We start from the raw sequence: 23,410 nt of genomic DNA on the forward strand, positions 1-23,410 counted from the left end.
AAACACGTATAAACGGCGGAAGCAGAAGCAACTCCTTCGGAAATAAGCTGAAATTCACAAAAATTTGAAAAGCAATTTTCGTGAATTTCTTCTTATTTCTTGGAGTTAAACGCTTCTGTCCCAGCCTCTATCTTAGATTATATTATGCGTGGAAACGTTCCACACCATCTAGATAAGTTGCTTCCAATGTCATATCAGGGTTCAATACGATAAAGTCTGCGTCGCGTCCTTGAGCGATTTTTCCACATGTGTCATCGATTTTACAACTGATTGCTGGAATCAGACTAGCCATCATGACTGCTTGTTCTGGTGTTGCTAGTCCCCAATCCACGACATTCTTAATTGCTTCTTTCAATTTCAAGATGCTTCCAGCTAAGTTGCCAGATTCCAAACGTGCCGTTCCTTCTTTTACTACTACCGGAAATTCACCTAAATTGTAATTTCCATCAGGCATCCCACCGGCCATCATACAGTCTGTAATCAAAGCGACATGCTCATGTCCTGCTTTTTCCATTAGGATTCCTGCCGCATTTGGATGTACATGATGTCCGTCACAAATCAATTCAGAAAAGACATGTTCTAAAGATAATAACGCACCTACCATACCTGGTTCGCGATGATTCAATCCGCGCATCCCATTGAAAGCATGGACAAACACGCTGGCGCCTGCTTCAACAGCTTTTTGCGCTTCTTCTAGCGTAGCGTTACTGTGCCCTAGAGAAACAACTACTCCTTCTTCAGTCACTTGTTTGACAAACTCTTCTACACCTTGACGTTCCGGTGCTAAAGCAATTTTTTTGATCAAACCGCCTGAAGCTTCTTGCCATTCATGGAAAGTATCCAAATCAGGATCACCGAAATAACTTGGGTTTTGTGCCCCTTTGTGTTCTTCTGTGAAGAAAGGACCTTCAAAATAGATTCCTTTGATTTTAGCTCCTGGTGCTTCTTGATACATTTTGCCGATTGTCTCAGCTACATCTTTTAAACGTTCTTTGCTTGACGTCAATGTTGTTGGTAAAAATGAAGTCACTCCACAAGATAATAGACCTTCAGACATCACTTTGATACCTTCTGCATCGTTGTCCATTACATCATGATTCATATAGCCGTGAATATGTGTATCTACCAAACCAGGAGCAATCCATTTGCCGCTTTGGTCAATGATGTTGACTTCTCCCTCAGGTAGTTCTTTGGTGTATTCACCAAAAAGCCCATCGGTAATTTCAAGATAGCCTGCATTTTTGACGCCTGACGCTAAAAAGAATTTGTCAGCATAGATAAAAGTTCTCATTCTATTCTCTCCCTTTGTTTTTCTACCTCTAAAGTACTCTTATTTAGAGAAGAAGTCAAGAATGGTCTACACCATTTATAGATTTTTTGAAATTTGTTTCACAGCTTGTGCCAATCCTTCATAAAATGCTGCTCTTTCTGGTTCTTCTTTACGCTTGTATATCAAGCTCTTAAGCACAAATAAATCATTGAGATAATAGTAACTATTTTTCTCTTGAGCCCAATAGATTCCTTGGTTCACCTGCTCTAGTGCTTCGTCAATTTCATTTTGATGGAATAAGAAATTTCCATAATTATAAAAAATTTGCGAAAATTCACTTTTTGATCGTTCATCAGCTGATTGATGCAGCAGTTGGATGCTTCGACTCAAATAGTAGCGGGCTTCAGCAGTTTTTCCTGCCACACCATATATTTTTCCGATACAACTAATCAGTTGTATTTCTGTGTCAGAGACATGGATTCTTTCTTTTTGGCTAGAGTAGCTTAATGCTTCTTTTAAATAATAAAGAGACTGAGAAATATTTTGACGCAACGTGAATTCACAAACACCGAGATAATAATAATATCGTTGAAAGTCAGTTGCTTGATACAGATTCTCAGAAATATCAGAAGATTTTAGTACTTGTTCTAACTTGCGATAATCACGTTTTTGGAAACAACTATCCAACAGTTCAAATAATTTATCGTTTGTCCGAGTAGTTTTTCGAGAGAGATTCATCACATGATCAATCGTTACTCCTAGCCGTTGACAAATCTGCATCATCACCAATACATTCGGCAGTTCCTCATTATTTTCGATCCGGCTTAGTACACTTTGTGAACAAATATCTTGCGAAAGCATCTTTTGCGTCATTTTTTGTTCTTTTCGAATCTCTTTAATGATTGTGCCAAAGGACTCGATTAACGTTTCCATAAGTATCCTCCCCAAAATATGCGTATTCGCATTCTATCCGTATTTTACTTTAGGAAGTCGCAAACTTCAAGAAAAGACTTGCAACTAAATAATATGACTTTAGTTATTTAAGAGATCTCCATTAGAAAGAGAGCCTCAGTATATTTGTCTGTGGCTCTCTTGCTGGAAAATTTGCTTTTTTTTAAGTCACTTTTGTCGATATGTCGCTAAAAATTCTCTCATTTTCTTAGCTGTTTGTTTCAAATCATCCATTTTAGGAAGATAGACGATCCGAAAATGATCTGGTTGGTTCCAATTGAATCCGCCACCGTGTACGAGCAGAATATGATGTTCATGTAAAAAGTCCAAGACGAATTTTTCATCATCCAAAATATTGAATCGTTTTGTATCGATTTTAGGGAATATATAAAAAGCAGCTTTTGGTTTTACAGCTGAAAGACCAGGAATATCATTGATTGCATTATAGATATATTCTCTTTGCTCATAGATCCTTCCGCCTGGCAGGAGCAGCTCATCAACACTTTGATAACCGCCCAGCGCCGTTTGGATGATTTGCTGAGACAAGACGTTAGAACACAAACGCATGGAAGACAACATATTCAGCCCTTCTATATAGCCTTTGACGTGTGATTTATCTCCGCTTAGGACCATCCAGCCGACTCGAAAGCCTGCCACACGATGAGACTTGGATAGACCGTTCAGCGTAACAACGAACAAATCAGGCGCTAATGTAGCAATCGGAATATGTTCTAGGCCATCCATCACTAAGCGGTCATAGATTTCATCAGAATAAATAATCAGGTTGTTTTGTCGGGCTACTTCAACAATTTCTTCTAACAATTCTTTTGGATAAAGTGCCCCAGTAGGATTATTAGGATTGATGATGACGATCGCTTTTGTCCGACTCGTTATTTTTGATTTGATATCATCAATATCAGGATACCATTCTGCCTCTTCATCGCAAATATAATGAACAGGTGTACCTCCAGCTAAAGCAATCGAGGCAGTCCACAACGGATAGTCCGGCATTGGAACCAGTACTTCATCTCCATTGTCTAGCAACCCTTGCATACACATCGTGATCAGTTCGCTGACTCCGTTTCCGGTATAGATATCATTGATCGTCACATTCGGAAAATGTTTCAGTTGACAATATTGCTCAATTGCTTTTCTAGCAGAAAAAATTCCCTTGGAGTCTGAGTAGCCTTCTGAATCACGGGCATTCATGATCAAATCACGAATGACTTCGTTTGGTGCCTCGAATCCAAAAGGTGCGGGATTTCCTGTATTCAATTTTAAAATACTGATGCCCTCTTCTTGCATCCGCTCTGCTTCTTCTAGAACCGGACCGCGAACGTCGTAACTAACACCTTCTAATTTGTTGGATTTTTCAAATTCTCTCATCACTTAGCCAATCCCTCATTTCAAAAAGTTAGAACTTTCCAAATTTTTTGTTATTTACTATTTCAATATCATACTCCATCCTAGAAAAATTTGCCACTTATTTAGGAAAAACATAAGTATCGAAAAAAATGCTGAGAAGCGCTGAGAACTTACTGGTCATGATAGTCATTCCATAGATTTGCTGCCCAATCCATTGCAATCCCACAAATAATTCCCAGCATCAACCCAAATATAAAACGACCAAATGCAAGGCCAATCAATATGCCTAGGATCATCCCCAGTCCTGAAAATTCTCCGTCATATTTCTCCATCTTCATAAGACCTCCCACTTTTTGAGCTTGACAACTATGTAAAACCTCGCTATCATTATTGTGTTATTATTTATGCAGACGTGATGGAACGGCAGACATGCAAGATTGAGGGTCTTGTGAGCGTACGCTCGTGTGGGTTCAAATCCCATCGTCTGCATTTTTCTTTCAAAACAAGCGGCTAGGACATTTTTGTCTCAGCCGCTTTTCTTTTTCTCGTTCATTCTTTCATCTTATTGGACCTTTTTTCTTGGGTATAGACTTTTCTCATATTCTACCACAATTTTTGGTTTTCCTAACACATGATAAGATCTCACCACGAATTGTTTTCTATTATTGTAATATCCTGTAACAACTAGTTTCATCCCTTCGTCTACTTCAGCTAGGAAGTTCAAACTATGGGAAGCAATCAGACAATTGACCTCATTTAAGCTAAAACGAATCAGTGGTCTGGCGCTGACCTGCAACGTACGAATCTTATCTACTGTTCCATATTTTATCTCCATTGCCTTCACCTCATTACTATTATACGAACATACATTCCCTTTTGTAAAGAAGAAACACTTTTTATCTTGTGATTTTTTTGTCCAGCTATTTTTCTTAACGAACATATAACTCTTCTTGCGACGATGAAGGACTACTTATTAACAAAAAAGCGGCAACAGCATAAATTGCTGTCGCCGCATTGCTGATCAAGGGTTACTTATCATAAAAGATTATTTACTCAAATGTTCTTCAACGATTTGTTGAGATTTATCAGCTGTATCTTCCACTTCGCCTTTTGCTTTTTCTAACTTTTGAATATATTGTTTCAAACTTGTGTTTTCAGCAGTTGCTTCGTCTAATTTTTTTTGCGTATCTGCTAACTGAGTTTCTAAATTTGCTTTTTCTTGTGTCAGTGTTGCGATTTGTTGGTTCAAACCATTTACAGTATTTTGTAATTCTGAAAGTTTTGCTTGTGCTTCTTGTAGTCTTGCAGTCCAATCTGCATTCAAACGATTGATTTCATCATTTTTTTGGTTGATTTCGTCTAGTTTCGCATTGATTTCATTTTGTTTGCTTTGTAGTTGTGCATCCTTGCTGACTAATTGACTTTCTAAGTTTTGTTTTTCTGCTGCCGATTGATTTTTTTGGTTTTCTAATTCATTTACTTTTGCTTGGTATTCTTGGACATCTGCCTTTGAATCTTGCAATGTCTGTTCTTTTTGTGCTAGTTGTGCGGTAAGATCTGTAATCTTTTGCTCTTTATCTGTCAACGTATGGTCAAGCTGTGTCAGATTCTCATTGATTGTATCGATATCTGTCTCTCCACCCCACAAAATAATTTCATTTGCGTAACGCGTGCCTGTGTAGCCAATTAGACATAGAAATGCAACCACAATCCCACCAGCAATAATTTTCTTTTTCATTATGTAGCTCCTTCATTTAATATTTTTACTCACTAAAAGTAAGTGATTTCACATGCAATGTCAAGCACTTTTAAATTACAATTGTATTTTTAATAGAAACGCTATTAAATTCTCATTTAATCTTCCTTTTTTATGTATCTGCAAAAACTTTTCATAGAGAAAAATGTACCTTAACACTTTCTTAAATATAGATGTATAGTAAAAATAAATGAAAAAAACTAGTTTTTCTTAAACGTAATCCTTTTCATTTCATAAATTACTGTGTTTATTACAAAAAACGTGGATTTGTCATAAATTGTCATGCTTCTTTTACCTATGAAATATTTTCACGTGTTAAAGTATTCCTCGTTGAACACAACAAATAAAACTTTTTAACGAATAAAGGAGATTTTTCATGACATCACTTAAAACTTTACTTTTTGGAACAACTTTGGCTGCCGGTGCTGCATTCTTCATGGGAACGACTGCTCATGCGGACGAAGCTTATACCGTTCAATCAGGTGATACTCTATCAACGATTTCTCAAAAATACGTTGGTGACAACTCCTTGATCAATGCCATTGCAGAATCAAATTCAATTTCTGACATTAACCTGATCTACTCAGGACAACAATTAACGATTCCAACAGAAGGCTCTGCACAAGCAGCTGCTGAACCTCAAGCAACCGTTCAAGAAGCTCCCGTCCAAGCTGAACAACCTGTTGTACAAGAAACGGTTCAAACAGAAACACAAGCAGCCCCTGTTGCTGAAACACAATCTGCTCCTGCTGCAACAGAAACAACAACAACGGCAACAAGCACGAATGCTGCAAAAGAATGGATCGCACAAAAAGAATCAAGCGGTTCTTACACAGCAACGAACGGACGTTACATCGGACGTTACCAATTAGATTCTTCTTACTTGAATGGTGATTACTCTGCTGCGAACCAAGAAAAAGTAGCAGAACAATATGTTGCTTCACGTTATGGTTCTTGGGAAGCTGCGAAAGCATTTTGGGAAGCAAACGGTTGGTACTAAGATTCATTTATTAATCGAACGGTTTACTTTTATCCAAAGAAAGCCAAAAAGAGGTGCGACACTAGTTGTGTCACACCTCTTTTTTATTTACCTAATCTAATGAAACGTTCCAAGTTTTGATAAGTATTTTTCTTAACTTCTTCAACTGATAGCTCTTTGATTTCAGCGATTGTCTTTAACTGTTCTTCAAGCAGTAAGACATAATCTTTTTCTGAAAAACTATCACCTAATGCCCATTCTGCTGCATGTAGTCCATCCGTTTCAATAAGTAAGTGGTCGATTGGGACTGTTTTAGCTAGTTGCCAGACTGCTGGGTTCTTTTTCAAATCAAGACCAATGCTGAAATAACAGCCTAAATCAATATAGTCTTGTTGATAGTCCAAAGAAGAATACCAATGAATCAAATAGTGATTAGGGTAAGCTTGGATATAGCTTAAGATCTCTTTTTCGCATCCTTTTGTATGCAGTACAACAGGTTTCTTATTTATGGCTGCAAAAGCAAGCTGTTGCTCAAACACTCTTTTTTGTGTAGACAGCGGCACATTCGTCCAGATATTGTCTAACCCTATTTCACCGATGATCCTTGCTTTTTTCAAAAAAAGCTCAACTTGTGCAAACGTATAGCTATCCGCTTTCCAAGGGTGGATACCGTAACTTAAGACTTGATTCTTGCTTGTTGCAAGCCGTCTGTTTTTCTCCCATTCTTCTGGCGAATCACAATTAATGATCGTCAAAATCGTGTGTTCCTGCTGAAGGAGTGCTAAACTCTGACTCCCATCTAAATGGCAATGAGCATCACTTAACACCTCATTCACCTGCCAATAACTGATAAATCGTTTGCTTCAACTCTGATTGCTGCAGTAGCCATTCACGTGACCGTCGTTTTTCAGGCACTTGAATCTCAGCAATCACATGTGCCGGACGGGCGGAAAACACAAGAATCCTGTCTGATAAATAAATTGCTTCTTCAATATCATGTGTCACGAGCAAAGTAGTCCGCTTTGCTTTTTTAGGCAGTTTCAGCATCCAGTCTTGCATCTGCCCTCTGGTCATAGCATCTAACGCTCCAAATGGTTCATCAAGAAGCAAGTAAGAAGAAGGATTCATGATTGTTCGTAACAAGGCCGTTCGCTGCTTCATCCCGCCAGATAATTGTTCCGGCAAAAAATGTTCATAGCCGTTTAATCCAAAGATATCCAGATAATCCCTTACTTGTTCTTCATCAATTGCTAGATGATTGATTTTTTGATATAACGTAACGTTTTGATAGACGCTCAGCCAAGGAAGTAACATATCTTCTTGCGGCATATAACTAAATGCTGTATGGAGACCAGTTACTTTTTGATCATCTACTTTGATCGTTCCAGAAGTCATAGGCTGGACTCCTGTTAAAGTTTTCAGTAATGTTGACTTACCGGCTCCGCTTGGCGCGACAATCGATGTAAAAGTATCTTTAGGGATAGTGAAATGGATGTCTTCTAATATTTTCAGGTTTTCAATAACTACATTCAAGTGGCTGATTTGGATTGACACATCTATCACTCCTATTTTATAAACTGATTAGTGAATAGTTCTTTCGAAGGTACATCTTGTTTGATCAATCCGTTTTCCTGCATAAAAGCTGTATAATTGCGCCAAACTTTTTCTTCCATCAATCCCCAATTCTCAGGATCATCCGTATAATTTTTTGATAAGAATGCTTGTGATTCTTCTAAAAACGTCCGATCATTTCCTTTTGCATATTTTTGCAACAGTTTAGCACTGTCATTTGGATCCTTAATAGCTTCCTGATAGCCTTTTTTCGTGGCATCCATAAAAGACTGTACCAATCCTGGATCATTTTTGATCAGTTGATCATTCGTAATAATTACCGGAGTATAGTAATCTAACCGTTCATCTAATTCTTTCAATGGGATATAGTTTAGTTCAATACCGGCTTCTTTTGCTTTGATCATATCCCAACCTTCAAAGTACCATTGGATATCTGAGGATTTTCCTAAGCTTTCTGGCCCTTCTCCATTGCTTCCTACCATTGTCAGTTTTGAAAAGTCACCGCCGTCTTTTTCCATCACAGCTTTTAAGACAGCTTCTTCACTTGGACTTTGCCAACCTGCATATGTTTTTCCTTCAAAATCTTTTGGTGAATGGATGTTACTGTCTGATAGGGTGGCGAATCCAGAAGTATTATGTTTGATCACTGTAGCAATTGCTTTGACTGGTATATTCTGTCCATCTGCGTGAGCATAAGTGACATCTTCTTGATAACTTACACCAAATTGTGCTTTGTCCGCACCTACTAGACCAATACTTGTCGAATTATCTCCTGGTTCGATGATTTGGACATCTAAACCAGCCTCTTTATAATAGCCTTTTTCTTTTGCTAGGTAGATGCCAGTATGATTAGTATTCGGTACATAATCCAAAACAAGTGTCACTTTTTTCAAATCCTTCGTTTCTTGTTTGCTACTTGTTTCCTTTGCAGTGCCACAAGCGGATAAAAGCAACAGTAGCGGTAATAAAAGCCATAATTTTTTCATTTGATCCCCTTCTCTTAAAAAATATAAAGCATACGATAATACCCTTTTTTCAATAATGAACAAGCGCCATTCAGCAATAAACTCAATAGAATGACACAAATGATCGCAGCAAAAACTTTATCGATCTGGTAGCTGTTTTTTACGCGTATCATATAATACCCTAAGCCTGCTTGAGCGCTTAGCCATTCTCCAACGACTGCTCCGCTGACACAATAAGTAGCGGCCACTTTTAAACCGGAAAAGAATCCGGATAAACCCGCTGGTATTTTATATATTCGATAAATCTTCCCTGTATCTGCTCCCATCGTTTTCAAAAAGATGATTTGCTCCTTCGATACTTTCCTCAATGTATCCGAAAAAGAAACTACGATCGGAAAATAGCTTATCAAGACAACAAGGATCACTTTTGGAAGCATACCGAAACCAAACCATAGGGTCAGTAATGGCCCTAACACCATGATTGGCAACATTTGAGAAATCACTAGTAATGGATAAAAAGACATTTCTAAGAACTTCCAATAATCCATTGCCAAAGCAGTAATAAAAGAAAGAACGCTAGCTATTGCCAAACCAATCACTGCTTCATTTAATGTTGTGACAGAATGGGAAAGTAATACGTGTGCATCTGCTGTTAACGCAGAAAATACAGCAGCAGGTCCGGGTAAAATAAAAGCGGGTATTTTCCAAACTAAGACAACGATCTGCCAAATAATTAAAATGAATGCCATACTGACTGCTGGATAAAGATTTTTCTTCATTTTGACGCCTCCTTTCTTCTAATATGGATAACAAAAAACGCTTGAAATGGGCACGACATAGTAACCCGCTTCAAGCGTCTGCTATGTTTCTCCCTTCACCAGTATTAACTGACAGGTTCAATGGGTCTAAGTTCACAACTTACTCTCATGTCGTCTACGACATCCCCAGAAACAGGTATTCATTTTTTAAAGTGTAGCACAAGAAGGAAAAAGCAACAAGCGCTTTAGTTATCATGCTGATTATTTCAATAAATAGGAGAGATCACTTGCCAATGTCGGATACCCCATGATATAGCCATCCAACTCTTTTTTAGTCAATTTTTGATTGATGACTAGTGTCAAATCATCGATCAATTCATCTGCTTGCTCGCTAATCACTGCAGCACCAATCAAATAATTTTGCTGGTCAAAGGTCAATTCAGCCTTAGCAACTGGTTCATTGACGCGATGATAGGTGAACCAACTGGTAAGATCCATCTCCACCACTTGATCTGACGAAGAGGCGTGACTTTTTGTAACTCCTACTTCAGCAAGTTTAGGACTGGCGTAGACGATCGTGGGTATAATCGGATATTTGATAGGTTCGCTTGTTGCATCCGTTATCCGCTTAGCTACATAATTTCCTTCAAAAGTGGCGACTGGTGTCAATTTGGGTGTTTTCCTTGAAACAATATCTCCACACGCAAAAATTTTTGGATTGCTCGTTTGCAGATAATGATTGACCTCAATCCCGTGTTTATCAAAGACGACATTCGCTTGTTCAAGTGCTAAAGATTCTGTATTCGGCTGTCTCCCAGTCGCACAAAAAATCATATCTGCTACTAATTCCGTCTCTTTTCCGACTAAACGATATCGAGTTCCTTCCGAGATGATCTTTTGGGTTTCAACATCAAAAGCAAACTGAATGCCAGATGCTTCCATTTGATGGACGGCTTCCTCTACCAAAGACGCCTCAAATTCTTTTAATGGTCGTTGATTATGATGGACAATGGTTACTTTGCTCCCTGCAGCATTGGCAATCGTAGCCAGTTCAAAAGCAATATATCCGCCGCCGATAAAAATAATTTCTTTAGGCAGTACAGGCAATGATAAAAAATCTGCACTAGTCTTCAAGTATTCCTTTCCTTCCACTGGTAAGATCGTGGGTCTTTGGCCTGTTGCCAGAACAAAGTAATCTCCATGAAAAACTTCTTCATTGACTTCAATAGATGAGTCGTCTAAGAAACGAGCGGTCCCTGAAAGATGATCGATTCCAGCTTCCGCCAATTGTTTTTTCCGATTTTCTGGAACTGGATCTGTGAATGTGCGTTTGAATTTTTGGAGTTCTTCCCAATTAGCGGTTGGGATCTCGTTAAATCCTTTTCCATTCAATTGTTTTATCCGATTACGGGCTTCTACAGCACTTAACAAGACTTTTTTAGGATCACATCCACGGTTAGGACAAGTCCCGCCCCATAGATCTTCTTCGACCACTAGTACTGTTTTACCTGCTTCTTTCAATCCATAAGCAGCACTTAAGCCGCTCACACCTGAACCGATGACGATTGCCTCATATGTTTTCATTTTCTTCCTCCTCTCGACTTAAAAAAGTAAAGACTTCTTTACTTGTCAGTGAACCAATATTTTTTCCTTTTTCTACTATCACAATGTTTGGGTACACTGAAAGAAGTGTATACACTTCTTTCAGAGGCGTATCAAGGCAAACTTGTTGATGACTGTTTTTTGGTACTTCTTTTAAAAAATATCCATTGACGACTAAATCTTCGACTCGCCATTCTTTCGTCTGTTTCGGTTCATCAAAGAAATGCCGTACATATTCATTTTTAGGATTCATCAATAACTGTTCTGGTGTGTCGCATTGGATAATTTCTCCATCTTTCATAAACGCAATACGATCTCCTAGCTTGATTGCTTCTTCCATGTTATGCGTAACGAAAACGATGGTCGTTCCCAGTTCTTCATGTAAAGATAAAACTAATTCTTGTAATGAATTTCTTGAAATAGGATCTAATGCGCTAAATGGCTCGTCCATCAAAATCACATCTGGGCTTGCAGCAATAGCTCGGATGATCCCGATTCGTTGCTGTTCTCCTCCAGACAACTCTCTAGGCATACGATCTCGATAAATATCAGGAGATAAGCCAACTTTTTGAAGAAGTTCATCTACACGGTCTGCTCTTTTCTGCTTTTCCCAACCTAACATTTCAGGGATGACTTCAATGTTTTGCTTGACTGTCATGGTCGGGAACAAAGCGATTTGCTGCAGCACATACCCCATATTCCACCGCATTTTCTGCAGATTATATTCATTTAACGATTTTCCTTTGAAGTAGATGTCTCCTGCTGATGGTTTAGATAATCCATTGATCATTTTCAAAGTAGTTGTTTTTCCACTACCGGAAGGCCCAACCAAAACAAAGATTTCTCCTTCTTTGATTGCAAGAGTTAGGTCATCAATGACATATTTTCCATCGTACTTTTTTTGCACATGTTTGAATTCGATTAATTTAGTCACTGATCTCCCTCCTTTAGTAATCCTTCGTTTTCCAGGAAGGTTCGTGCTACTTCTGCCGGTTTTTTCTTTTCGACATTGACTTGATAGTTCATATCGATCATTTGATTTTCTGTTATTTTTCCGCTTAATTTATTCAGCGCTTCAACGATTTCAGGATGGTCCTTGGCGAAATCTGTTTTCATCAGTGGCGCGCCTTGATAAGCTGGAAATAGCCCTTGATCATCTTCTAGAGTGACTAGATCATACTCCTTGAGTTGGCTGTCTGTGGAATAAGCATCCACAATATTGACATCTCCATTATTGATTGCTTGGTAACGCAAACTTGGTTCCATGCTTTGTACACTTGAAAAATTCAATCCATATGCTTCTTGAATTCCTTTATATCCATCGGAACGATCAATAAATTCCAGTGTGAATCCCGCTTTGATCTGATCAGAAACTGCTGCTAAATCGGAAATCTTTTTAAGTTGATGCTCGTCTGCAAAAGATTTCTTGACCGCCAAGGCATACGTATTTTGATAAGCCATTGGTTTCAATAATGTCATATCGAATTGTTTGTTCAATAATTCTTCTGCTTCGTCATATGTTTTTTCTTTTGTCAAATCAGCACTTTTCATTGCTTCAGGTACCTTCACCAAGCTTTCTAGGACAGTCCCTGTGAATTCAGGATAGATATCGATTTGCCCTTGATCCAAGGCATTGAACAAAAAACTAGTCTTGCCGAAATTCGGTTTTAATTCAACTTCTGTTTTTGTGTTGTCTTCAATCAATTCTTTGTACATTTGGATCAGGATTTCAGGTTCCGCTCCTAATTTTCCAGCAATCGTGATGGTTTCATTTTTAAACAAGGCAGACTGATATAAAGAAACGCCCCCAAATAAACACACCACGGCTGCTAAAGTAATGATAGAATATCGAGGTTTCTTATGCTGCAACCAGCGAATCAATCCGCTGAATATAATGGCAAGCAAGGCAGAACTGATTGCACCAATCAATGTTAAAACTGGTGTGTTGCGGTCGATACCTAATAAAATAAATGTTCCTAATCCACCTGCTCCGATCAATGCCGCCAAAGTAGCCGTACCGATGATCAAAACTAAGGCAGTTCGGATACCTGAGATAATGACAGGCAATGCGATGGGAAGTTCTACTTTCAGCAAGCGTCTCATTCTGGACATACCAAATGCTACCGCCGCTTCTTCAATAGACGGGTCAATCTCAGCTAGACCAATATACGTGTTTTGGAAAATCGGAAGCAAAGCGTAAATAACAAGTGCAATCAATGCTGGAACAGTTCCGATCCCTACAAATGGGATAAGTAACCCTAATAAGGCAAGTGAAGGAATCGTTTGAAGCACACCCGTGATCTGCAATAAGACTTCTGCCATTTTTTTATGATTAGCTGCCCAAATTGCTAGAGGAATAGCAATCAGTGCTGCAATCAGCAAAGAAATGAGAGAAATAGACAGATGTTGAAATGCAGCTTCCAGCAATTCGCCTTTTCTTTCACTTAATGTTTGTATAAAATTATTCATGCGACCTTCCTTTCTGTTATTCTTTAAGTATAAACATTTCTTTACATTTTCCCAACTAACTTGACTTACCTTAACCCTACTAGGGCATCAGTAATTAATAGAAAAATCACCTCTAATATGCGGATAAAAAAAGAATCCGAGCAACAAAATCGGATAGATGTATTGGTTCTCGTTTCTTCAAAACGAACATCCAATACATCTATACGAAATGATCACTCGGAATCAACCGTATCGTTTTTCATATACAACTTTTCTTTTAAATAAAAAGAAACAGCCAATAAAGTAGAAATCTCGTGGGGGAGAACACCTTTATTGGCCTGTTCAACAAGTATTATACTGTATCATGACACTTTTTTGCCAAAAATGTAAAAAACGGTTGTTTTGGCATCATAAACGTCTTGTTTTCTTATTTTTACTTATATCACCACTTTATTTTCTATCTCTTTCACTCCATAAAGCGGAATGAGTTCTTCTTTTGACTGATAATAAACAGCTTTTTCACGGTTCTTCATCAAAAATAGAAAGATTTCTTTCATAGCAAGTGGTGCTTTGCCTTGTTCAAATAAAAAGATGAATTGATACGATTCATTTATCTGGATTCTTGTCACAGGAATCAGTTTTTGGTCTTGAGCCAAAAAAACACCTTGATAATCTGTTTTTTTGGGTGATTTTGTAAGAATTGTCAATAAGTCTGCTGCTCGCATTTTTCCACTCCTTTTTGATAATTTGGAAGAAACAACCAAAAATAAATTTTTTTCATTTTCCTCTTGAAGAAAGAGTATAAGTCAGTATAATGAAGAGGTTGCTGAAAATTTTCAAAAGAAAAGAGGCTAGAAATGAAAAAATTAAATTTAATGACAGAATTGTGCGGAATCATTTTAGGCGCAGGGATCTATGGATTGGCTGTGACAGGCATCAATATTCCATCTAAACTGGCAGACGGTGGTGTTACTGGTATTGCTTTGCTCTTGCATAATCTTTTTGGATTCGCGCCTTCTATCACTTCGCTGCTTTTTAATTTACCTTTACTGCTTATCTCATTGTTTCTTTTTGGAAAACACGCTTTTCTTCGGACGATCGTCGGAACATTTGCGCTGGTTTTCTTTTTACATTTATGGGAAAGCCTTCATATACATTTTGCTGTAGATAGTCTACTGATCAATAGTTTGATGACAGGGATTCTTTCTGGCATTGGTTGCGGTCTCGTCTTTCGATTTGGCGGAAGCACAGGCGGAACAGATATCATTTACCAAGCCATTGAAAAATATTTTCATATTAAGATTGGCAAAAGTCTTTTCTTGATCACTTTTGGTATTTTAGTTGTCTCCTTGCTTTATTTGGATCTCACACATTTTCTGTATACATTGCTTAGCTGTTCTATTCTATCTTATACATTGAATAAAGTGAAGTATCTGGAAATTGGATCTGTTTTACCCCAATTGGAAGCAAAACAGACTACAGAAACATTTGAACCACTTGATCCTCTTGAACAGTTAGAGCACTGATTCTTATTTTTACTATTTTATTTACTTTACTAAAAGATCATTATGTAAACTACGACGTATATTCTTTCAATAAAATTTTTTATAAAATATGAAAACAAACTATTTTTGCAGACAATCTGTGAAAATAGTTTGTTTTTTACTCTTCACCCTTTCTCCTCTTGCTCACGGCAGAAAACATCAGCTAAGAAAAAAAGATTAGGTTACGATATAATCATTCGAGTAGAGTATAAAAAAAGAAACGCCGCAGCGTTTCCTTCCCCACTATAACATAATACAAGGTTGTATTTGACTTATTTAAAATAGCTATTCTCTCCTAAAGAATTTCCCTGATCGTCAATCAGCCCTTGCAGTGAACGTTCTAAGATACTATGGCTTTTTTTCGATTTTTTTTCTTCTGACTGCTTTGTTTCCTCTAATGTTTTTGTTCGATTGAACGTGCGTACAGAAGGCTCATCATTTCTTTTTTCTTGATAAGGCGTTGGTTCTGTATCAAACAACAGATAAGAGTCATCTGTTTTTTTCATTGATTCGATCAAATGCTCTTCAGAAATTTTACTTTCTCTAGGGTCTGGAATAATAGATGCAGGTACATATTTAGGAACAAAATAAGAACGTTCCCGTACCTTTGTGTCCACAGATGAACTTCTCATAGTATTTCGAGACTCTGTCCTCGTTTCACTTTGCCTGACAGGACGAGAAGACTCACCAAAAAGTTTTTTTCGTCCAGTCGACGTGAGTTCTGAGTGATGATGTCCAGTATAATCCGGTAATTTTTCTTTATGTTTTTCCAAATTTTCCTTACGCGGAGCTGACTTCAATCCATTTGTTGCACGGCGCTTGCGTCGGACCTGTTCAGTGTTTGTGTTCGTGAAATGGAATTCTTTCATTTGTTCAAACGGGTGCTGATTCTGTTCAGTCAAAAGATCTTCCTGTCCGTCAAATAATACCCGCTTCTTCTCGCTGGTTAATTTTACGCCTAACTCGTCATCGTACGCAGGAAAACGGAAATGTTTTCGTCTGATTTCTTTCATTCAAACCATCCTTCTCAAAAATGGAACTTTTCTCAATAATAGCACAGATTTTTTGTTTTCAGTAGCAATGCGCTGATTATTTTAAGAAAATAGCGATGAATTTCATAAATATATAAAAAGTAATGAGGCTTAATTTGTCGTTTCTCTGATGACTAGTTCAGGGAAAAAACGACGATAACCTTGACTTGCCCCTTTCTCTTCTATTTTTTTCAGCAACATTTCCCCGCATACTTCCCCCATACGGATAATATCTTGCTTGATCGTTGTCAATTTAGGCGAACTGATTTGGTCTAAAAACACGCCATCAAAGCCGATCACACCAAATTCTTCCGGCAAGTGCCCACCAGCATTTACAATTCCTCTTACCGCTCCTAGTGCCAGTCGATCTGAGCTGCATACAAAACAAGTTTTATCGGTGAAACCTGCCCAGTTTTCTATCATATATCTTTCTACTTCTGTCGAATGATTTGGAAATCGCAAGATTTTACTTGGAAGATCAGCTTCCTTCATCACAGATAAGTAACCAGCTTCCCTTGAAAGCTCAAAAGATTCGTCCACTTCGATCCCGATATAAATAATTGTTTGGTAATCTCTTTCTAAGGCATATTGCGTTGCTTTTGCTGTACCATATTCATTATCGCTGTCTACATAGTCATATCCTTCACAATTTTCTCCAAACAAAACAACTGGTTTTTCCAAGCGGTCAATCCAATCGAAGTCTTTTTTTCTGACACCTGTGATGATGTATCCATCACAAGAACCGACATCGAATGCGTCATTTGTAACTAGTTGGAGAGAATAATGCGCTTTTCCGATCCGTTTAGCGATCCCCATCAGCAAATTCATGTAATAGGGCTCGGTTGTGTCGATTTCTTCCAGTATAAATAATTTGATGATCTGTGACCGATTCGTGACAAGTGCTTTTGCAGCAATATTTGGGCGGTAATCCAATTCAGCCATTGCTAAGAAAACTAACTCTTTCAATTCATCCGTCACCTGTTCCGGATGATTGATGACTCGAGAAACCGTCATTTTTGAAACATTGGCACGTTTTGCAACATCTGCTAAAGTGGGCATTCTCTCTTCCTTTCTAACATGTTGTCGTTCTTATTACCAATTATACCAAATTTTCCTAACAGGGTTCATTATAGCCCAAAAGAAAAATCAGAAAATCTCCTATCCTCCTTAAGTGATTTTCCGATTCAGCTATTTCTATTTTTTTATCAAATTCTTTGCTAAAAAAGCGGAAGCTTCCTCCATCAGTGGTATTTGTACCATGTGTCGCTGTGTTTTGGAGGAACGAAAAACAATTTCTTTTCCGTAAGGCTCATGCCGGTTTTTCTCTACAAATCTTTCCGTTTGTATATAAGGGATCTTTTCATCTGCTTGTCCATGCCAAAAGAACAGAGGGCGTCCAGCTAGCTTTTTCGGCTGCAATGATAAATCATAACTCTTGACCCACGAGATCAGATCAAAATAGTCTTTTGGCAAGATATAGTTGTATTCTGACGCTCGTCTTGCAATTTCTTTCCCATATTCCAGAGGCGCAGGAGATCCCATCAAACATACACCTGCTGCTATATGAGGATGCTTGGCTAACAACGCGCATGTTGTCATTCCGCCCATCGAAACCCCGCCAACTGCAAGCCGATCATGTAAAAGATCTCTTTTTTCTAAATGCTTGATAAGCGTGTCAAACTCAAACAAGTTCCCGTAGATACTATCCCAAAATGTATAGGATGGAATAGAAGAAACTGGCTGTTTTCGTTCCCCATGATTCATCGCATCTGGCAGGATCACTCGAATACCTTGCTGTGCAATTTTCCTTCCTTGTGTCAAAACTAACTCCTTACTTGTCTGCCATCCGTGATAATAGATGACAACGGGAATCCGTTCTTCTCTTAATTCTTTCAGGACAACTTCTAGCACTGGAATTTGATTGACAGAACGTTTCAATATAATTGGATTCAATGGTTACTCACCTATTTTCATTAAATTTCCTGATCGCCATAGCAACCATGATCCGACAGTCGTCTGGAACAGGTTCAGTATACCAAATAATATAAATGCAGGACTGAATGGCTCAGGAAATAAGAATAGGGAACAAAGCCCCACCACTCCTAATGCTAGCGAAAGGAGAGGATAAATAGAGAAATTCAAAAAACTGGCAACGCTACCGAAAATATTACCAATAAATAGTATCAAAAAGAAAAAAACGCTTAGAATCAAACCATCTGTCAGCGACATCTGAAAAACAATGTTCTCTACATCAATTGGCTGTTGAATCGCATAGACACCTAAGTATATACTGAGAAGGAGACTGAGCACGTGGCTGGCACAAAACACTCGATTGACCGTTTTCATTTTAATCACCTAACCTATCTTTATAATTCTATTATAATCATTTTATCATTTTTTGGTACCAATAAAGTTTCAATTTTTCTTCACTTGCGATTTTTTTTGATATTGTTGTTATACAAATGAAAGGAGTTTTACAAATGATTGATCCTAAAATGTTGGGGATGATCTTCCTCATCAATTTTGCTTATATCACTTTGAACACGTTACGTTTTATGCTGACAATGAAAGGCTACCGGCTGATTGCTCCCCTTGTCAGTATGGTTGAGATCACGATATATATCGTAGGGCTATCTCTTGTATTGGATCGTTTAGATAATCCGCTGAATTTATTTGTCTATGCGCTAGGTTACGCAGTAGGTATCAGTGTTGGGATTTTGATTGAAGACAAGCTGGCATTAGGATACATCATGGTCACAACGATTTTGCCAGCAAATAGCGCGGAAGATAAAAGTTTGCCTGGTATACTGAGAGAACACGGTTACGGTGTGACACAAACTTCTGCAATGGGTCTAGAAGGCGAGCGACTGGTCTTGGAAATACTTTCTCCTAGAAAAAGCGAACGTGAACTGTATCGTCTGATCAAAGAAATTGAAGAGCGTGCTTTCATCATCTCATATGAACCAAAATATATTTCAGGTGGTTTTTGGACTAAAAAAGTAAGAAAAAGACAAGGAAAATAACTCACAAATTAAAAAACTGTCGAACATATAAATTAAATTTTAGATGTTCGACAGTTTTTATTTATAATTTTGATTAAAAAATATCGACATATACTCATTGATTTGTTATTATACTTTATATACTTATCAATTTAATTTGGAGATATTATGGAAATTCAACGTAAAACAACTAATTTTTTACATTTAGGCTCTTTTTTTGCAACTTTGACGATTTTATTTTTTCTATGTTATTCGTACGTTGAGACCTCACATGCGCCTTCTAGTGCATTAGGCTGGTTGCTTTTGGATCATTCTGATATTACAGAAACCGAAGAAAATCCGTTTTTTTTGATTCTATCTTCTCTATGCGGCTTGATGTTTTCTGTGTATTTCGGTGCCTATTTTTTTCATCGACATCCTGGTACGTTAAATGAAGCTTCAGGTGTATTGATTGCATTTAAAACGTTTTCTTTTTTAGCTATCCTTTTTTATTCGTTTAATCACAATACGCTTTTCTTCTTTATCATGAATGGTTTAGTCGTGATTTTATCTATTTTCACTTATTTTATTTTTTCACTCATTTTTAGCCAAATGAGATGTCCGCTCTTCTTTCGATTAGTTCCTGTCACATGTTTTATCTACAGCTTGTTTTCTTTTTTTGTCCTTGCTTTGATACCATTGGCCAACCCTTCGACGATCCAAGTCGCAGGAAATCTGTTGGATATGCTCTTCATCGTCAGTCTAGGTGTATTTATGTGGCAAAGAAAAAAGAAACAAAATAAAAAGCATTTTGAAGCCTGACTATGACGACTTCATAAATGCTTTTTTAATTTTAAACACTTCAATCTAAAAGAATATCCCAAGATTGGATAGATGATTAATAATGACTTACCATTCGTTTCTGAGTGATTCTGGATCACCAAATGGACTTCCTTAATCTAATCGGCTAGTTCTTCCCTTAGAATGCCATACTTGATTGAATCATAATATTGATTATTTAAAAATCTAACTTTTCTTATGACTCCTTCCTTTGTCATTCCACATTTCTCACCAATTTTTTGCATTCCTTTGTTTCCAGACCATGTAGTGAATCCAATATGTGGTAGATAGGCAAAATACTCGAATAATTCTTTTAACCATAAAAGAAGAGAAAGACTTCTCTTGCAAGAATCAGCATAATTTTTGCTTACTGCTCTCTTAGATTCTACTCACCAAAGCTGCTCTATATTGTTCTATATTGCTCCATATTCTTTGATATAAGAAAATGCATGCGGCATAAATTTTTTGCTCAGCTCAGAAAAGATTTGTCGTTTAAGAAAGGCCGTTTCCTCCATTGTCAATGAAGGATCCAATGTTGGAAATTCGATCTCAAGATTGTTTTTTTCGACAATAGGCAATGCTAGTGTAAATGATTCTTCTTCCTTTATGGTATTCGTCACAAGTAATGACTGATGGAAAATACTAGGCCGACGATTTTTATATTTATTCTTACGTATCCTGTCAACGATAACTTCTATTTGATCAAAAAAGTACGCTTCATTTACATCTCCAATAAGTTCGGCTAATTCTTTAAATGCCTTCGTTACAGGAAGCTGATTCTTTTGTATAAAAAAATAATTAGCCAACGTAAGCGGGAAGTGTTCTTTAGAGGAAAGTGTAATAAAACGGTACTTCTGATTTCCTGCAGTCGTTCTCAGCAATTCTGTCTCTGGGCTGTTTCTTACTCCATAAAAATATGCTTCTTTTCGTTCATCTTCAAAACAATACGCCCAAATAACTTCTCCCATCGTTAATTTTTGTTCAGCCACAGAGAGTCTCTTCAATTGATCGGCTATGATTTCAGCAGCCGAAGTGGCTTGTTGCAAGTAATCGTTGGGATCAAATACTGGAAAGTTCAAATGATATCTTCGTTCTTCTCTCTTGATTAATCCTGCATCGATCAATAAATCAAGAAAATGAGAAAATTTGTTTTGCGGAAATTCTTTTTTCAATTCTCTTAGAATCGTTTCTTTTTCTCGATGTTCATATAGATAATCGGTCAATAAAGAAAAAAGCGGATCACCGGTCAGTTTTTGATAAAAGTTTTCCTTATTTTTTGAATAATAATAGTCCATATATGTTCTCTTTTCTATCCATTTTATTTTACTTAAAAGGCTTTTACATAAAAAGGAGGAAGAACAAGAGTCATGTTTGACTGTTATTCTCCTCCATTTCTTAGACTTTTAGTATGTTCTGTGTTTCTTTTTATTCAATCGCTTATCCCATTCATTTTGAATGCTTCATCCTACCATTTGACTAGCTGAATACAGCCGTCAAATGAGGTACGACTTGTTTTTTACGTGAAACGACACCTTTAAGCAAAGCTCGGTTGTTGGTCAAAGTTGTTTGGAAAGCTTCTTCTACTTTTTCTTTTCCTTTACCAGCAACAAGTAATTCTGAATCGCTGTCTAAGATATTTGTGACAACTAATACGAATAAATCGTAGCCATTTGCTTTCATTTCTTCTTCCATCGCTGCTTCTAGTTCTGCCTGTCGATCCATCACTTCATTCAGATCCACTGTATTGACTTGAGCGATACGCACATTGGAACTGCCCATTGGGAAACTTTTTGCATCCAAATCAAGAAGAACCGCAGCTGATTTATCACTTAGATTCGTTCCGGCTTTCAACATTTCAAGACCATAGGCAGTTAGATCTACTTCAGCGATTGCTGCAAGTTCTTTTGCAGCTGCTTCGTCTTCAGGCGTACATGTTGGCGATTTGAACAACAATGTATCTGAAATGATAGCTGAAAGCATGATCCCAGCAATTTCTTTAGGGATCGTTACTTGGTTTTCTTTATATAGTTTTAAAATGATCGTACTTGTACATCCAACTGGTTCTGCACGATAGTACAATGGATTAGCTGTTTCAAAGTTTGCAATACGATGGTGGTCTACTACAGCCAAAATATTTACTTCGCTGATATCTGAAATACTTTGTTGGAATTCATTATGATCCACAAGCATGACATCTGCATTTTCTGCTTTAGCTGACTCTACTACTCGTGGTGCAGATAATTGAAAGTGGTCTAATGCGTATTGTGTTTCTTCATTAGGTGTACCTAGAGCAACTGCTTCTGTTTCGTTACCTAATTCATTTTGCAAGTGTGAAAAGGCAATGGCTGCCCCAATTGCATCTGTATCTGGATTTTGGTGACCAAAAACTAAAATTTTTGACATGTCATTCGCTCCTTTGTGATTTCTCCTATTTAATAATAGCAAAAAAACGGAAAGAAGCAATACTTAACTTCTTTCCGATGCGTTCTATCGCGTTAAATATTTTGTATACTCTTCTGTATGAAGCAATCGTTTAGCATTTTCGACACGTTCTTTTGTAGGTGGTTCGATTCCTTCCAATGGATATTTCAAACCAAGTGTTTCCCACTTGTATTTTCCCATCGTATGGTAAGGAAGGATCTCTACTCTGTCTACATTTGACAAGGTTTGGATAAAGTTGTCTAGTCGGATCAAATATTCATCATAATCACTTCGCTCAGGAACTAGTACATGGCGAATCCAAACCGGTTTGTTGATTTTTGACAAATATTGAGCCATTTCTAGAATATTTTCATTGTCCCAATGCGTTAGTTTTTTATGCTCTTCATTATCGATGTGTTTGATATCAAATAACAGTAAGTCTGTATACTTCATCAATTCTTGAAAACGAGAGAAGAAGGGTTCTTCATACGTAAAAGGTTTTCCGCATGTATCCAATGTAGTATGCATTTCCCGCTCTTTTGCTTTTTTAAATAGTTCGATCAAAAAATCGATCTGCAATAGAGGCTCTCCGCCACTAACAGTAATCCCACCTTTATCTCCCCAGTAAGGTCTGAAGCGTTCCGCTTTATCTAAAAGTTCATCTGCTGAGTACTCTTTCCCTCCGCCAATATTCCAAGTATCAGGATTGTGACAGAATTGGCAACGCATGCGGCATCCTTGCATAAACACGACAAAGCGCAGTCCAGGGCCGTCTACTGAACCGAAAGTTTCGATAGAATGAACATATCCGATTGTTTTTTCTTCCATTTAAATTCACATCTTTTCTTTGATTTCATTTTAAGTACAAGTTAGCTGTCGAAGCGAAGCTTTCTGAACAAAATTTTTCGCAATCACCGCTTCGTTATG

At 37.6% G+C, this 23,410-nt stretch carries 25 protein-coding genes, 1 tRNA gene, 1 pseudogene and 1 riboswitch; of the genes and pseudogenes, 5 read left to right on the plus strand and 22 right to left on the minus strand.

Going from position 1 to position 23,410, the window contains the following annotated elements:
- Window positions 1–142 precede the first annotated feature (142 nt).
- The 4 genes from nagA to IGK53_RS07625 form a co-directional block, all read right to left on the minus strand.
- Window positions 143–1,291, minus strand: a complete 1,149-nt coding sequence (gene nagA / locus IGK53_RS07610; protein ID WP_002292705.1) for an N-acetylglucosamine-6-phosphate deacetylase — start codon at window positions 1,289–1,291, stop codon at window positions 143–145.
- 75 nt (window positions 1,292–1,366) lie between these two features.
- Window positions 1,367–2,203: a helix-turn-helix domain-containing protein gene (locus IGK53_RS07615; protein WP_002292704.1), complete on the minus strand. Its 837-nt coding sequence runs from the start codon at window positions 2,201–2,203 to the stop codon at window positions 1,367–1,369.
- Window positions 2,204–2,389: 186 nt separating this feature from the next.
- On the minus strand, window positions 2,390–3,607 hold the full coding sequence (locus IGK53_RS07620) for a pyridoxal phosphate-dependent aminotransferase (RefSeq protein WP_002303757.1): 1,218 nt from the start codon (window positions 3,605–3,607) through the stop codon (window positions 2,390–2,392).
- 149 nt (window positions 3,608–3,756) lie between these two features.
- Entirely contained in the window at window positions 3,757–3,918 is a 162-nt protein-coding gene (locus IGK53_RS07625) for a hypothetical protein (protein ID WP_002329112.1), read from the minus strand.
- Window positions 3,919–3,992: 74 nt separating this feature from the next.
- Between IGK53_RS07625 and IGK53_RS07630 the strand changes: the two genes are divergently transcribed.
- Window positions 3,993–4,075: transfer RNA gene (locus IGK53_RS07630), tRNA-Leu, on the plus strand.
- A 73-nt stretch (window positions 4,076–4,148) separates the two neighbouring features.
- On the opposite strand, the gene IGK53_RS07635 is transcribed toward IGK53_RS07630, so the two are convergent.
- Window positions 4,149–4,421, minus strand: coding sequence for a hypothetical protein (locus IGK53_RS07635; RefSeq protein WP_002292700.1), 273 nt, complete (start codon window positions 4,419–4,421; stop codon window positions 4,149–4,151).
- 210 nt (window positions 4,422–4,631) lie between these two features.
- On the minus strand, window positions 4,632–5,324 hold the full coding sequence (locus IGK53_RS07640; RefSeq protein WP_002329111.1) for a hypothetical protein: 693 nt from the start codon (window positions 5,322–5,324) through the stop codon (window positions 4,632–4,634).
- Window positions 5,325–5,718: 394 nt separating this feature from the next.
- Here IGK53_RS07640 and IGK53_RS07645 point away from each other — a divergent pair, with 394 nt between their 5' ends.
- Window positions 5,719–6,342: a LysM peptidoglycan-binding domain-containing protein gene (locus IGK53_RS07645; RefSeq protein WP_002329110.1), complete on the plus strand. Its 624-nt coding sequence runs from the start codon at window positions 5,719–5,721 to the stop codon at window positions 6,340–6,342.
- 83 nt (window positions 6,343–6,425) lie between these two features.
- On the opposite strand, the gene IGK53_RS07650 is transcribed toward IGK53_RS07645, so the two are convergent.
- The 8 genes from IGK53_RS07650 to IGK53_RS07685 all read right to left on the minus strand — a co-directional run bounded on the left by IGK53_RS07650 (window position 6,426) and on the right by IGK53_RS07685 (window position 14,391).
- Complete coding sequence (locus IGK53_RS07650) at window positions 6,426–7,148, minus strand: TatD family hydrolase (RefSeq protein WP_002290261.1); 723 nt, start codon at window positions 7,146–7,148, stop codon at window positions 6,426–6,428.
- Window position 7,149: 1 nt separating this feature from the next.
- Window positions 7,150–7,875: an ABC transporter ATP-binding protein gene (locus tag IGK53_RS07655; RefSeq protein ID WP_002290260.1), complete on the minus strand. Its 726-nt coding sequence runs from the start codon at window positions 7,873–7,875 to the stop codon at window positions 7,150–7,152.
- Window positions 7,876–7,886: 11 nt separating this feature from the next.
- Complete coding sequence (locus IGK53_RS07660; RefSeq protein WP_002329109.1) at window positions 7,887–8,879, minus strand: ABC transporter substrate-binding protein; 993 nt, start codon at window positions 8,877–8,879, stop codon at window positions 7,887–7,889.
- A 14-nt stretch (window positions 8,880–8,893) separates the two neighbouring features.
- Window positions 8,894–9,637 (minus strand): ABC transporter permease, encoded by a 744-nt coding sequence (locus IGK53_RS07665; RefSeq protein WP_002329108.1) that lies wholly within the window; start codon window positions 9,635–9,637, stop codon window positions 8,894–8,896.
- 73 nt (window positions 9,638–9,710) lie between these two features.
- Window positions 9,711–9,815: riboswitch (TPP riboswitch) on the minus strand.
- Window positions 9,816–9,877: 62 nt separating this feature from the next.
- Window positions 9,878–11,200 carry a dihydrolipoyl dehydrogenase family protein gene (locus IGK53_RS07670; protein WP_002290257.1) on the minus strand — a complete coding sequence of 441 codons (1,323 nt, stop codon included), beginning with the start codon at window positions 11,198–11,200 and terminating at the stop codon, window positions 9,878–9,880.
- A complete protein-coding gene (locus IGK53_RS07675) occupies window positions 11,187–12,152 on the minus strand; it encodes an ABC transporter ATP-binding protein (protein WP_002290255.1) in 966 nt (321 codons plus the stop codon). The genes IGK53_RS07670 and IGK53_RS07675 overlap by 14 nt, the downstream gene beginning before the upstream one ends.
- On the minus strand, window positions 12,149–13,687 hold the full coding sequence (locus tag IGK53_RS07680; protein ID WP_002290253.1) for an ABC transporter permease/substrate-binding protein: 1,539 nt from the start codon (window positions 13,685–13,687) through the stop codon (window positions 12,149–12,151). The genes IGK53_RS07675 and IGK53_RS07680 overlap by 4 nt, the downstream gene beginning before the upstream one ends.
- 416 nt (window positions 13,688–14,103) lie before the next feature.
- Entirely contained in the window at window positions 14,104–14,391 is a 288-nt protein-coding gene (locus tag IGK53_RS07685; protein ID WP_002290251.1) for a hypothetical protein, read from the minus strand.
- Window positions 14,392–14,523: 132 nt separating this feature from the next.
- Here IGK53_RS07685 and IGK53_RS07690 point away from each other — a divergent pair, with 132 nt between their 5' ends.
- Entirely contained in the window at window positions 14,524–15,192 is a 669-nt protein-coding gene (locus tag IGK53_RS07690) for a YitT family protein (protein WP_002290249.1), read from the plus strand.
- 290 nt (window positions 15,193–15,482) lie between these two features.
- Here IGK53_RS07690 and IGK53_RS07695 read toward each other — a convergent pair whose 3' ends face one another.
- The 4 genes from IGK53_RS07695 to IGK53_RS07710 form a co-directional block, all read right to left on the minus strand.
- A complete protein-coding gene (locus IGK53_RS07695; protein WP_002329107.1) occupies window positions 15,483–16,223 on the minus strand; it encodes a hypothetical protein in 741 nt (246 codons plus the stop codon).
- A gap of 129 nt (window positions 16,224–16,352) precedes the next feature.
- Window positions 16,353–17,300, minus strand: a complete 948-nt coding sequence (locus IGK53_RS07700) for a LacI family DNA-binding transcriptional regulator (protein WP_430604682.1) — start codon at window positions 17,298–17,300, stop codon at window positions 16,353–16,355.
- A gap of 135 nt (window positions 17,301–17,435) precedes the next feature.
- Window positions 17,436–18,194: an alpha/beta fold hydrolase gene (locus tag IGK53_RS07705; protein WP_002290243.1), complete on the minus strand. Its 759-nt coding sequence runs from the start codon at window positions 18,192–18,194 to the stop codon at window positions 17,436–17,438.
- A gap of 3 nt (window positions 18,195–18,197) precedes the next feature.
- A complete protein-coding gene (locus IGK53_RS07710) occupies window positions 18,198–18,587 on the minus strand; it encodes a hypothetical protein (RefSeq protein WP_002290241.1) in 390 nt (129 codons plus the stop codon).
- Window positions 18,588–18,721: 134 nt separating this feature from the next.
- Here IGK53_RS07710 and IGK53_RS07715 point away from each other — a divergent pair, with 134 nt between their 5' ends.
- Both IGK53_RS07715 and IGK53_RS07720 read left to right on the plus strand, forming a co-directional pair.
- The gene (locus tag IGK53_RS07715; protein ID WP_002289260.1) at window positions 18,722–19,264 is read left to right on the plus strand and encodes a DUF2179 domain-containing protein; all 543 of its coding nucleotides are present in this window, start codon (window positions 18,722–18,724) and stop codon (window positions 19,262–19,264) included.
- A gap of 147 nt (window positions 19,265–19,411) precedes the next feature.
- On the plus strand, window positions 19,412–20,044 hold the full coding sequence (locus IGK53_RS07720) for a hypothetical protein (protein WP_430604683.1): 633 nt from the start codon (window positions 19,412–19,414) through the stop codon (window positions 20,042–20,044).
- 137 nt (window positions 20,045–20,181) lie between these two features.
- Here the strand turns inward: IGK53_RS07720 and IGK53_RS07725 are convergent.
- From IGK53_RS07725 to pflA, 4 genes and pseudogenes are all read right to left on the minus strand, one after another.
- A pseudogene (locus IGK53_RS07725) lies at window positions 20,182–20,391 on the minus strand (GNAT family N-acetyltransferase); the annotation flags it as partial.
- 84 nt (window positions 20,392–20,475) lie between these two features.
- The gene (locus tag IGK53_RS07730; protein ID WP_002290237.1) at window positions 20,476–21,357 is read right to left on the minus strand and encodes a DUF1803 domain-containing protein; all 882 of its coding nucleotides are present in this window, start codon (window positions 21,355–21,357) and stop codon (window positions 20,476–20,478) included.
- 181 nt (window positions 21,358–21,538) lie between these two features.
- The gene (locus tag IGK53_RS07735) at window positions 21,539–22,465 is read right to left on the minus strand and encodes a manganese-dependent inorganic pyrophosphatase (protein WP_002290236.1); all 927 of its coding nucleotides are present in this window, start codon (window positions 22,463–22,465) and stop codon (window positions 21,539–21,541) included.
- Window positions 22,466–22,549: 84 nt separating this feature from the next.
- Complete coding sequence (gene pflA / locus IGK53_RS07740) at window positions 22,550–23,311, minus strand: pyruvate formate-lyase-activating protein (RefSeq protein ID WP_002290235.1); 762 nt, start codon at window positions 23,309–23,311, stop codon at window positions 22,550–22,552.
- Window positions 23,312–23,410 lie beyond the last annotated feature (99 nt).

This window comes from Enterococcus sp. DIV1224 (assembly GCF_050555455.1).
Classification (GTDB): Bacteria; Bacillota; Bacilli; order Lactobacillales; family Enterococcaceae; genus Enterococcus_B; species Enterococcus_B lactis.